The organism is Thermogutta sp. (assembly GCF_014359955.1).
In the GTDB taxonomy this organism is placed as follows: domain Bacteria; phylum Planctomycetota; class Planctomycetia; order Pirellulales; family Thermoguttaceae; genus Thermogutta.
Genome location: NZ_JACIYL010000046.1, coordinates 1 through 11538, shown reverse-complemented (window position 1 = coordinate 11538; position 11538 = coordinate 1). Strand labels below are relative to the sequence as shown.

The window sequence follows — 11538 nt, the reverse complement described above, 5'->3', positions numbered from 1 at the left end:
GAGCAAATGGCGTGCCAAGTTGGCAAGACTGCCACACCCGCATTCTTTTTAGTCGCTCCGGATCAATCGTCCGCCAAGCGCTATCGGATAATCGACAAAACCAAAAAATATATCCAAGATATTTCCGCAGTTCTAGTCACCCCGCCGGCGAACCATTTGACAGCCCGCTTTCGGTACTCTAGATCACACTAGGATCACGCTAGGACCCGCTGTGGACCGGGCAAATCAGGCCGGTCATTTTGGACGCACCAGGACTCCGTTTGGTTCGCTGAAAAAACGCGGCTGGACAAGTCACCTATCGGTTGGTCGAGCGTGAGGCAAAACCATCGCGCGGTGTGCCGTGTCGCTCAGGCCATGAAATGATAGCGCCGCCGGTACCGAAGTGAATACCAAATAAGTGGCTATTGATACCCCACAAAATAGTGTATTGAAATGCTCCATGAGGCGAACAATGGTCACCGCACAGCTCATCCCGCCAAGTGTGCTGAGCCCCGAAGACGTCGCACGGGGGACGGTCTTTGCGATTGAAGGCTCCACTCATCACGGACGGCGACTCGAATTGCAATCATCGCGAATTCTTGTAGGGTCCTCTCCGGGTTGCACGCTGCGTCTGGTGGCCCGGGGAGTGGCGCCCCACCACTGCCTGATCATTCGCGGCCGGGAAAGGACCGTCTTTCGGGCCCTCAACGGCCGCTTGTTACACAACGGGAAGGCGACCGGTAGTGGAGTACTCCATCCCGGCGATCTGCTGGCCATTGGTCCGGTGACCTTGCGTTTCGCTCCCGACAGCAATCGGAACGGCGATGACGGCTCCGATGTGGGGCACCGGTTTTCTGAACGGGGTGACCACGCCTTCAACCAATGCGATGTCGGTCACGCAAGCAAGTCGCAAGCCGGGGGAAAAGTGTCAGGTTGGAACGCCCCGACACGCACCGCCGAAAGTGAGGGGGACGGAGCTTCTGAGCGCGCTAGTCGGCCGATGTTGGCGAGCGAGTCTGGTCCAAATGAGATTCCGTCACCCCAGGTTACCGTCGAAACAGTTTGGAGCCCATGTGGAGTTGTCGAGTGGCACTTCTGTCTCCCGGACGGGAGGGACCACGAACTGGCCGATTTCGATGTTCCCTCCGCAGGAGAGACTGCCAATCTGGCAGCCATTGAGGGAGCCTTAAGCCGACTCGAATCGTTGGCCGACCGCTTTGCCCAAAGTCTCTCATCTGTGAGCCGGCTGGAAAGTTACCTGGTTCGTTTGGCCGACAGGGTGGACGAACTGGCTCACGGATCGACGGAGCCGCGATCTTTTACAGCCCCCAATCCAATCATTGCAGAGGAAAGCACGAAGGAACACGGCGAAGTACCGCCGGCGGCGTCGTGCTCGGATCACGAATCGGTTGACGAGGCTCGACAATCGGCATCCGTGGGGCTTCAGATCGAACGGGAAACGGTGCCCGACGCCGCGATAGCGGAGGAACAACCGTGCCCGACGGATTTGATCTCGACGATTCGTGGGAAGGATTTGTCAAAATACCCGGAGGGTGCCGGCGACGATACACCGCAATCGTGCGGAGTAAGCCTGACTGTGCAAGGCGGGTTGCGAGATGGTGAAGGGGACGCTGGGTGGTTCGGGTCAGAGTCGCGTGTGTTGTGCACCTCACAGGATAAAGGTCCGGTGGATGAACAGACGCGGCAGGAGGCTCAGTGGGGCGAAAGCGGGACGCAGGATCCAGCGAGCGCTCAGGCGGACCAGGCTACGTACCTGTCCGAGCAAGCTGGGCTGTCGGCCGACAAAAGATCCGAGAACGGACGTGTGCGGAACGACGAGACCTCGTGCAGCCCGCACGGCCAATCCGAATCGGGTGACCACGAGCAGGCGGTTCGCGAGTATATGCGGGAACTACTGTCCCGACTTCGCTTGGCTTCGGGCAGAGGTGAGACGGGTACCAGCGTCGAAAATGCAGAAACGCTCTCCCAGGGGACAACCAGTGGAGAGAAATCGCCGATGAAAACTCGCCGACCGCCCCCGACGAACACGTTGACTCGGTTGCGTGGGTCGAGAAAGCGGCCGGTGGCCCCGGAAAAGCACGTCAATTTCGCTGCCATGCGTGAGCTGGCGAATTTGGCCTCCCAAGCGGCGATCGATCGGTACGCTCGGGCAAAGCTCCATCAAGCCCAGCGCGGAAAGGCGGTGGTTGTTCTGACCGCGGTTGGGGCCGCTGCGGTTATCCTCGGTCTTGATTGGCTGTGGGGAGTCAGCGCGCTGGGGAAGATCGCATTGTTTGTTTCGATCCTCGTCGCCCTGGTTTACGGCATCCAATATGCAATCCTTGCCGGAAAACTGATCGTTAATCCACGTGGGCAACTTCAGCTTGCCGAGCGGCGAATTGGAAGAGAGATGAGAAAACTTATGCCATCCGATAAGCCCCTCGTACCGGGGGAATAAGACGCAACTTCTGAGCGGGCAGTCTCAGGGCCGTCCGTCCTGCAAGAGAGGCGGGGCACACCTTTGGGGGCGGAGACAATCGCCGCATATTTTCTGGCAATATTTCCCTTTTTTGGTGGAAAGGGTTGTTTGGACGACATGCCCAACCTCCGCGTTGATTTGTCCGCCTCTGTGGGGGCAAGCCGCTTTTTCCAGGCCTGCAAAAATCACGCTGGCAACAGGTTCGAGAAATTGCTACATTCCTTGCTTTGCGAAACCCTGCGTGCTGAAAAAGAAGAGCAGGGGCATTGCTTTCGCAATTGGCCACGATAGGCTCGTAGAAACAAGGAGGTTGAGTCCATGAATTTCTTCGCGTGGATTCGGGAAGGAGTCCGCCAGGCTGTCCTTTTAGGGGTGGCAGACGCCATCGATAGCCTGGGGACGTCACCGGACGGCGGCGACTACCGACAAAAAATCGGCGAAGTCCTCCGGGCAAGTCCGGACGCCGGACAATGGAAACGGCTCGCCGGTCCCCAGACGGGTGGGCGACGAAAGTTGGGTCGAGGACTCGAAGAGATCCAGGCCTCGATCAACACCCCGGCCACTGGCCAAAAGTGAGTGGAAACTGGAGACGCACCGGCCTGAAAATCGCTCACTCCTGATATTGACTAACTTCCGTTTCCCGCGGTTGGGAGTTGCAAGGCCTCACAGTATGCAATTTCCCGTGTCGGCCCTGGTTCAGCGAGAGAACGCGGAGTGAAATACGACTGACGCCGACAAATATCGACCAATTCGTGCCAACAAAATGAGGCCGGTGATGATCACCGGCCTCGCTCATTTTCAGAATCCTTTTTGTCGGACACGCTGCGTTACTGGTTAAATGCGGGCTGAAAAAAGCTCGCAGGACACCGGTCTAGGCACCGTTCCGCAGCGCACCCACGATGAGCGACACATTATGGCCGCCGAACCCAAAGCTATTGGACATTGCGGCGGTAATCTTTCGCTCCCGCGCAACATTGGGCGTGTAGTCCAAATCGCACTCCGGATCCGGCGTTTCGTAATTGATCGTCGGCGGGATAACGCCCCGGAGAACCGCTAAAACAGAGATCACCAACTCCACACCGCCGCTGGCACCCAGCAGATGCCCTAGCTGGCTCTTGGTGCTGGATACGCTGACGCGTTTGGCATAATCACCGAAAACGGCCTTGATCGCCACAGTTTCGGCACGGTCACCCAGCGGGGTGCTTGTCCCATGGGCATTGATGTAGCCAACGTTCTCGGGATTCAAACCCGCATTTTTGAGGGCATCGGCCATCGCCCTGGCGGCCCCTGTCCCGTTGTCGTCCGGCTGGGTGATATGACCGGCATCAGAGCTGACCCCATAGCCAAGGAGCTCGGCCAGAATTGGCGCGCCCCGTTTGCGTGCGTGTTCCAGGTCCTCGAGAACGACAATGCCCGCTCCTTCGCTCAGAACAAACCCGTCTCGATCGCGATCGAACGGGCGACTGGCTTTCTCGGGGGCATCGTTACGTTCAGAAAGGGCCTTCATGGCGCTGAAACCAGCGATTCCCAGCGGGGTTACGGCTGCCTCCGTACCGCCCGTGATCGCAACGTCAACGCGTCCGTCCTGGATCTCTTTCGCAGCCTCTACGACCGCGCTGGACGCACTCGCGCAGGCTGTGACAACACCGTAGCTGGGCCCTTTGATGCCAAACTGAATCGATACGCAACCGCTGGCCGCATTCAGCATCATCTTCGGGATCGTGAACGCCGACACCCGTTCCGGCCCCTTTTCCAGGAGCCGTCGGTGTTGCATTTCGATTTCTCCAAGCCCCCCAACCCCTGAGCCGATAATGGCGGCACACCGGTAGGGGTCTTCGCGAGAAAAATCGATCCCTGCCTGCCGAACGGCATCCGTCGCCGCGACAAGGGCGTACTGCGCAAATCGGTCGATCCTTTTTGCTTCTTTCGGGTCCAGATATCCGACGGGATCCCAATTCTGGATTTCCCCACCAAATTTGACCCGAAAGATCGAGGTATCAAACCCCTGGATCAACCGAATGCCGCTTTCACCCCGGCAAAGGCGGTCGAACAGGTCGTCCACCTGGCAACTCAGCGGGGTGACGACTCCCATTCCCGTAATAACGACGCGTCTTTTCATGCATTCTCGTCCGCAGTTGCCGTGCTGCCTTCTCCTTCCACCGCCGCCTTGATGTGGTCGATGGCCTGGCCGACAGTCTGGATTTCCGAAGCGACCTCCTCAGGAATGGAGATATCAAACTCGTCTTCCAAAGCCATGACAAGTTCCGCTAAATCCAGCGAATCGGCGCCCAGATCGTTGACGAAATGGGACGATCGAGTGATCTTCTCTTTATCAGTCGCTAAGCTCTCAGCCACGATATTGATGACACGTTCTTCAATCGAGGCCACGGCGGTCATCCTCCTCTGTTACGCGAATTGTCTCATTCAGAGTCCTTTTCGGCGGCAGTGTCCCACACACCGCCACACGGAGATAGCCACCACAACTGACGCTTTACCTGGACTACGCAATCCTAATACCTTACCGATTTTCGTCAGCGATGTCCATATCGACTTCGCCGGCGCATCAGAAGAAATCGGACAATTTGTCCCCGTCCTTGGGCTGCTGGGAGCAACCCGTGCGTTCGCTCGCCCTCGCCCCACTCCTTGCCATCGCCGCCGCAATGCGGCAGCTCGACGATCGCGGAAAGATGTTGTTGCGTTCCCGCCGACCGCTGCCCGGGCTATTCTGCGAGTCCCCCGTCCACACGAATAACGGTTCCCGTGATAAACGCTGCGGAATCGCTCGCCAGAAACAGCGCGAGATCGGCCACGTCTTGGGGATCACCCAATCTCCCGAGCGGAGTCCGCTTCTTGATCTCTTCCAGAGCTTGCTCCCCCAGAGCCTGTGCCATCTCAGTAGCGATGAAACCCGGCGCGATAGCGTTCACCGTCACCTGTCGGGATGCCAGCTCTTTGGCCACCGTCCTTGTAAACCCGATGACTCCCGCTTTGGAAGCGGAGTAGTTGGCCTGACCGGGGTTGCCCATCAACCCGGAAATGCTGGCGATGTTGATGACTCGCGCTCCACCCGCCCGAATGAGATATCGCGCCGCCGCCCGCGTGAACAGGAACGTGCCTCGCAGGTTCACGGCGATGACGGCGTCCCATTGTTCGTCTTTCATGCGGAGCAACAGACCATCACGGGTAATCCCCGCGTTGTTGACCAGGATGTGGAGCCCACCGAACTTCTCCACAATCGCCTCGACCGTGGCGTTAACCTGGTTGCTGTCGGTTACGTCACAGGCAAACGCTTCGGCCTGGCTCTTTCCAAAATTGCGAATGGTTGCGGCAGTCTCCTGCGCCGCTTCAAGATTCACATCCACACAAGCGACGTTCGCGCCAGCCTGCCCCAGGGTAACGGCAATCGCCCTGCCGATGCCGCGACCCGCCCCCGTGACACATGCTACCTTTCCCGACAAATCGACCTGAATCCTTCGCGTCTGACCGTCGCTCATACCGATTTCCTACGTTTGTCGGAGTGATTACATCTACAGGTTGGCGGTGCTTCCGCCCCCGTCACCGGTGAGTTCTGATTCCCTCGATTTCTTCCCCGCTGCGCCGAGTGCCGGGACCGCCTACACCTCGACATTCTGGCAAGTCACATTTCGGTCGATTCGGCGCAAAAGCCCGCGCAAAACTCGCCCGGGGCCCACCTCGTAGAAAGTGTCGAATCCCTCGGCCAGAAGATAGCGCATGGAATCTTCCCAGAGCACGGGCTGAACGACCTGGCGAATGAGCAATGCTCGAATCTCCTCGGGGTCTTCGTGCGGGCGTGCATCGACGTTGGAAATCACGGGTATTCTCGGCCTGCGGAGCGTGACACGCTCGAGGGCCTCAGCCAGGCGCTCATCCGCCGGCCGCATGATAGGCGTATGGAATGCCCCCGCGACCGCGAGAGGCACCGTCTTCATCGCCCCGAATTGGGTCGCCAGCTCCGCCGCCCGTTCGCATGCTTTCAGCATTCCGGAAATGACGATGTTGCCCGGACACAGCAAATTGGCGATCTGTAAAATTTCACCTTGCCGCGCCGCTTCGCAGAGGCGCTCCACCTCGGATCTTTCCAGCCCCAGAATACTGACCATGCCGCCGGGAGTGGCATCGGAAGCCTCTTGCATGGCTTCACCGCGCTTCTGCACAAGCCACACGCCATCCTCAAAATCAATAACCCCCGCGAATACCAGCGCTGTGTATTCTCCGAGGCTCAGGCCGGCCGTCGCTTCGCAGGAGAGCACAACCTCGGGCGACTCAGCGCGAAGCGATTCCAGGGCGGCCAGGCTCGTCACAAATATGGCTGGTTGGCTGACAACCGTCGAGTCGAGATCTTCCGAGGGCCCCTCAAAGCAGAGCTTGGCAAGGTCGTAGCCAAGGATCTGGCTTGCGCGGTCGTAAAGCTGCCTCGCTGCAGGGAGGGTTTCGTACAACCGGCGACCCATCCCTACGAATTGCGCGCCCTGACCTGGAAACAAAAATGCGATTCTGCTCAAGGTTGCCTCACCCGACCTCGTCAGGACTTGCCTTTACGCGCCTCGCGCTGCTTCTTGAGCCGTTCGAGCTCGTCCATATCCGTCAGCGTTCGCCCCATGTAATACCCGCACCGCGGGCACATGACGTGCGACGGAACGGGGGCGTTGCACTGGGGACAGTAAGTAGGTGGCGGGACGATCAAATGATCGTGCGCCCGCCGCGCTCCGGTACGTGCGTTGCTCTGTCGTCTTTTTGGGACAGCCATCTCGACGTTCCGTTCTTTCAAAAGCGAATCTTTTCCGACCCGTTGGCACCGCCCAGGTGCCGAACGATATCGAAAAGCTCATCTTCAGCTACGGCCCACCCGACAACCGAGGGATACCAACCGACCAAGCCGGGTGGTCCTGTCCAATTCCGGTCCCGCGTTTTTGCGTGGCGGTTTGGTTGATTCTCCCGTCGCGCCGCCGGTCGCACGCGGCTGCACTCTCAGCGCGTGAAATTCGTATGTTACGGCATTCCCATGGTGACGTCAACGTGGGGGGAGCGGGCAACGCACCCCCGCAATCCCGTTTCTTTCCGCCCGACGGGGGACGGAAAATCCACAGGGGTTTGACGCGGGAGCGAGAACTCGAGCCGGAAGAACCCTGACTGTCGGATCCGCTTCTGAAGCGACGTGCTTCCCGTCTCCGCCTTCCGACCAGGTCCACCTTCCGAGGTTAAAGCCTCCATCGAAGTTTGGGGCACGACAAGGGTGCCCAGCCGTGTTCCACGGACGCCGTGGAAGATGTCCCCCAATAGGTCCGGCTTCCTCGCCAACCGAGCATCCCGGTTGGCTCCAAGTCATGCGAGACGCCAGGGGACCCGTTTCCACCCGGGCTGCGCCACTGGGTGGGGCAATTCATGAGTGGCTTCTCCAAAACATCGTGCCCGTGATATGTCCCACTTTGCAAAAAGGGAGACGGGACAGGGGCCTGGTGGTTAGCTCCCCAGCAAAGCATTCGGGCGCTAGCGGGTGTCCACTTTTTTGAGCACAATAGGTAATAGGTAAATACACAAGCTGCGCCGTCAAAAATGTGAAGGGAATGCGTCAAAACGCTGTCCGGTTGTTTGCGGATTCAGCCGTGGTCCCAAGCCAACGGTGATCAATGAGGTGTGCTGATGGCCAACCACACGAACACCCGCAGTTTTGGCAAGCCAGTATCGGCTCTCACGGCGATTTTGGTCATTTGCGCTGGACTCCAAGCCCTTCAAGCTGAGGAGCCCCCTGCAATCAACCCGTTTGGTCCGAGAGTGACGGAGCGCGAAGACGCCATCCCCGGTTACATCGAACTCTCCAATGGGGAGATCATCGTGGGGAAAATCTACATGACCCGGGACAAACGGTTAAAAATCTATGACTCGCAGTTGCAGCGGCAACGCGAGATTCCTCTCAATCGGGTGAAACAGATTGAATGTGTCGTGGTCAGCGAAAAGATGGAAAAGGAATGGCGGTTCAAGGAGACGACTTCCGACGTCAAGGAATACACCGGTCGAACGTATCCCCTGCGCGAATATGTGCACCGGGTGACACTCACCGATGGAAGAACGATTGAAGGGCCGCTCTCCGAAGTGATCTATATCCAGCCGGATCCAGGGACGGCGGCCAAGACGGGAAACTATCGCCCGGAAATTGAACCCATGCGCTACATCCTGTACAAGACCCACAAAGGAGCGGTAGGCCAGGACTTGAAATCACTTGTCTACGTCAAAGCCATTCGACTGGGTGAAGAGGCCTACCAGGAGGGTATGAAAAAAACCGGTGGCAAAGGGGTGTCTGGGCCCAGGACTCGGGGGCGGTAGTCGGCGGACTGTTCTGCCCGATTCGGGAGTAACGAACAGCCTGCGGTGGCCCCGAAAGGAAACCGCGAAACTATATTCGGAACATTGAGAAGAGTTGGTCGTAACGAGTGATTGATATCTCCCTTGCCAATGGCGCAAGTTTCTACACAATGGGCCTGGTGCTCATTGTGGCCGCGGGTCTTGTCATCTTTTTTTACTGGCGCAAATTTGGCGATTTGAAACGCGGTCGATGGCAGACTCTCGTTGTTCTCCGGCTCATCGCCATCGTGATTGTCGTCCTGTTACTTTTCCGGCCAGTGGTCCACTTTTACCGGGAAGAGTCTCGCAAGCCGGTGCTCGTGTTTTTGCTCGACCGCTCGGCCTCAATGAAAATCAGCGACGATGTCAGTGGCGTGCCACGGTTTATCCAGGCGCGGGAAAAAATCGTCCAGTGGGCGGAAAAATTGCGAGATAACTTCCAGCTTGTTGTAATCCCTTTTGCGGAAAGGGCAGGTGAAACGTTGACCGTGGCCCAACTGGGCCAGCTCTCCCCAGATGGCGAGGCCACGTCCTTATCTCGTGCGTTGGTAGCGGCGGCGAGGGCCGCTCCGCGTAACGAAATAGAGGGGATTTTTCTCCTCTCAGATGGGATTCACAATTCAGCCCGCAAGCCCCAGGAGGTCTCCGCCCGCCTGAGAATTCCCGTCTATGCGATTGGAGTTGGTGCCAGTTTGCGGGACAGCGCCTCGTATAGAGACATCCAAATTGTCGGCCTGGACTGCCCAGAGCGGCTGATGCTCAATAACCTGGCCCGGATTCGAGCCTCCGTCGAGGCGGTGGGGCTGCTGGGGCGTGTCGTCAAAGTTGGTTTCTACGAAGACGACAAGCTCATCGAAGAGAAGGAACTGGTTCTGGATGATCAGCCGGGAGCTCAGGAAGTTGTCTTCGAATACCGTCCCACGGTGAAGGGCCGACACACCTACACTGTTAAAATTCCTCCGGTGAGTGAGGAGAAAATCGCGGAGAACAATCAGCGATCCGCCTCCGCCCTGGTCGTCGAAGCGCAAATTCGTGTGCTCTATCTGGAGGGAACTCTGCGTGCGGAGTATGGGGCCATTGTAGATCGGTTTTTGTCTAAAGATCCGAATATTGAGTTTTATGCGATGGTGCAGGTTCGCAAAAATGTGTTTGTCAAGCGCACGAATATCGAAGGGCTTAACCTCTCAGACATTCCCTCCGACGAAAACACTCTCAGTCAGTTTGATGTCTTTTTGATCGGCGATTTGGATAGCAGCTACCTCTCCGCAGAGCAGCAGCAGGCGATCGTCAAGCGGGTTCGGGAGGGTGCGGGGTTGATTATGCTCGGTGGTTATCACAGCCTCGGCCCCGGCGGTTATGGGAATACCCCTATCGGTGAAATCCTGCCCGTAGAAGTTGGCGGACGGGATATGGGACAGGTGACAGATCCATTTCTGCCGGAGCTGACACCCGACGGCCGTCAACACCCCATTCTGGCCAACATTGCCAGGTTTTTCCCTTCCTCGTCAAAGGGGCCAGAGGACACCGCACTTCCGCCTTTGGACGGATGCACGCGGGTGGGGAACGCCAGGCCAGGTGCCACGGTGTTGGCAGTGTGTCCGGTCACTCCGGAGCGCATGCCGGTCCTCGCGGTGATGCCCGTCGATCAGGGAAGATCGGTCGTCTTTACCGGAGATACCACCCGGAAATGGCAGCAGGTGCCACGCGTTCTCGATCAGGAGTCACCCTTCCTGCAATTCTGGGGCCAGCTCATCCGCTGGGCGGCCGGGCGATTTGAACAGGTGGAATCTCGGGCGTCTCTCGTCGCCAGTACTGACAAAGCGGCTTACGAGCCGGACGAAGTTATTCAGATCAATGCCGTCGTCCGCGACGAAAGAGGAGAGGGCACCGACAAAGCCAAGGTTGTGGCTACCATTCGGGCCAAGTCGGGAGCCTCCGACAAGGTGACGCTGGTGAGCCGCCCGGGACCGGGAGGACATTACAGCGCCTCCTACGAGCCTCGCTTCAGCGGCCCTCTGGAGATAGAAGTGGAAGCCGAGCTGGATGAGCAAAAACTCACAGCCGAAAAGATCGTCGTGGAAGTTGGCCGACCGTATCTGGAGTTCGAAAAACTCGACCTCGATGAAAAAACTCTGGCGGCCATCGCCAGCGATACGGGAGGCAGGTACGCCCATATTTCGGCCGCTGACTATCTGGTTGATCAACTCAACAAAGAACAGCGACAAAAGAACATCTATGTAGAACAACCGTTGTTCTGGCCGCCCCTGTTCTGGGCAATATTCGTCGCCGTGCTTACGGTGGAATGGATTCTCCGCAGGAGGTTTCAACTCCGATGAGCCCGCGGATCGCCTACCGATATGTGGAACCATCTGCACTGGCGAGGGTCAAAAACCTGCAGCTCGTGGCACGGGGAGTGGTGGAGGGCTTCATCACTGGTCTTCACGCGAGCCCTTATAAAGGCTTTAGCGTGGAATTTGCCGAACACCGCGAATACGTGCCGGGTGACGACCCCCGACATCTTGATTACAGGATGTTTGCCAGGACGGAGCGGCTGTACGTCAAGCAGTACGAAGAAGAGACCAACATGCGCGTCCAGATTCTGCTGGATGCGAGTGGCTCGATGAACTACCGGCACGACGCGAAAATAACCAAACTCGAATATGGGTGTTATCTCACAGCGATTCTCTCCTACATGATGGTCCGACAGCAGGATTCCGTTG

At 58.0% G+C, this 11538-nt stretch carries 10 protein-coding genes; 5 read left to right on the top strand and 5 right to left on the bottom strand.

All coding sequences use genetic code 11. The features are described from left to right. Positions 1 to 451 precede the first annotated feature (451 nt). The gene (locus tag H5U08_RS02815; RefSeq protein WP_297029856.1) at positions 452 to 2437 is read left to right on the top strand and encodes an FHA domain-containing protein; all 1986 of its coding nucleotides are present in this window, start codon (positions 452 to 454) and stop codon (positions 2435 to 2437) included. 339 nt (positions 2438 to 2776) lie between these two features. Beyond that, positions 2777 to 3034, top strand: coding sequence for a hypothetical protein (locus H5U08_RS02810; RefSeq protein WP_297029854.1), 258 nt, complete (start codon positions 2777 to 2779; stop codon positions 3032 to 3034). Positions 3035 to 3329: 295 nt separating this feature from the next. Here H5U08_RS02810 and fabF read toward each other — a convergent pair whose 3' ends face one another. From fabF to rpmF, 5 genes are all read right to left on the bottom strand, one after another. Next, on the bottom strand, positions 3330 to 4577 hold the full coding sequence (gene fabF / locus H5U08_RS02805) for a beta-ketoacyl-ACP synthase II (protein ID WP_297029852.1): 1248 nt from the start codon (positions 4575 to 4577) through the stop codon (positions 3330 to 3332). Further along, positions 4574 to 4846, bottom strand: coding sequence for an acyl carrier protein (acpP, locus tag H5U08_RS02800; protein WP_297029850.1), 273 nt, complete (start codon positions 4844 to 4846; stop codon positions 4574 to 4576). The genes fabF and acpP overlap by 4 nt, the downstream gene beginning before the upstream one ends. A gap of 332 nt (positions 4847 to 5178) precedes the next feature. Then, the gene (fabG, locus tag H5U08_RS02795) at positions 5179 to 5952 is read right to left on the bottom strand and encodes a 3-oxoacyl-[acyl-carrier-protein] reductase (protein WP_297029849.1); all 774 of its coding nucleotides are present in this window, start codon (positions 5950 to 5952) and stop codon (positions 5179 to 5181) included. Between the two features lie 120 nt (positions 5953 to 6072). Beyond that, the gene (fabD, locus tag H5U08_RS02790; RefSeq protein ID WP_297029858.1) at positions 6073 to 6963 is read right to left on the bottom strand and encodes an ACP S-malonyltransferase; all 891 of its coding nucleotides are present in this window, start codon (positions 6961 to 6963) and stop codon (positions 6073 to 6075) included. A 38-nt stretch (positions 6964 to 7001) separates the two neighbouring features. After that, entirely contained in the window at positions 7002 to 7226 is a 225-nt protein-coding gene (rpmF, locus tag H5U08_RS02785; RefSeq protein WP_297029848.1) for a 50S ribosomal protein L32, read from the bottom strand. 893 nt (positions 7227 to 8119) lie between these two features. On the opposite strand from rpmF, the gene H5U08_RS02780 reads away from it, so the two are divergent. The 3 genes from H5U08_RS02780 to H5U08_RS02770 form a co-directional block, all read left to right on the top strand. Continuing rightward, the gene (locus H5U08_RS02780) at positions 8120 to 8800 is read left to right on the top strand and encodes a hypothetical protein (protein ID WP_297029847.1); all 681 of its coding nucleotides are present in this window, start codon (positions 8120 to 8122) and stop codon (positions 8798 to 8800) included. Between the two features lie 107 nt (positions 8801 to 8907). Next, on the top strand, positions 8908 to 11154 hold the full coding sequence (locus tag H5U08_RS02775; protein ID WP_297029846.1) for a glutamine amidotransferase: 2247 nt from the start codon (positions 8908 to 8910) through the stop codon (positions 11152 to 11154). Next, positions 11151 to 11538 (top strand): DUF58 domain-containing protein (locus H5U08_RS02770; RefSeq protein WP_297029844.1); only part of this gene is annotated, 388 nt, incomplete at its 3' end. The genes H5U08_RS02775 and H5U08_RS02770, both read left to right, overlap by 4 nt.

Bases quoted from the DNA above. Each gene is read 5' to 3' on its own strand.
- H5U08_RS02780 (WP_297029847.1), top strand. From the start codon at position 8,120: ATGGCCAACCACACGAACACCCGCAGTTTTGGCAAGCCAGTATCGGCT.
- fabG (WP_297029849.1), bottom strand. From the start codon at position 5,952: ATGAGCGACGGTCAGACGCGAAGGATTCAGGTCGATTTGTCGGGAAAG.
- H5U08_RS02815 (WP_297029856.1), top strand. From the start codon at position 452: ATGGTCACCGCACAGCTCATCCCGCCAAGTGTGCTGAGCCCCGAAGAC.
- H5U08_RS02810 (WP_297029854.1), top strand. From the start codon at position 2,777: ATGAATTTCTTCGCGTGGATTCGGGAAGGAGTCCGCCAGGCTGTCCTT.
- rpmF (WP_297029848.1), bottom strand. From the start codon at position 7,226: ATGGCTGTCCCAAAAAGACGACAGAGCAACGCACGTACCGGAGCGCGG.
- fabF (WP_297029852.1), bottom strand. From the start codon at position 4,577: ATGAAAAGACGCGTCGTTATTACGGGAATGGGAGTCGTCACCCCGCTG.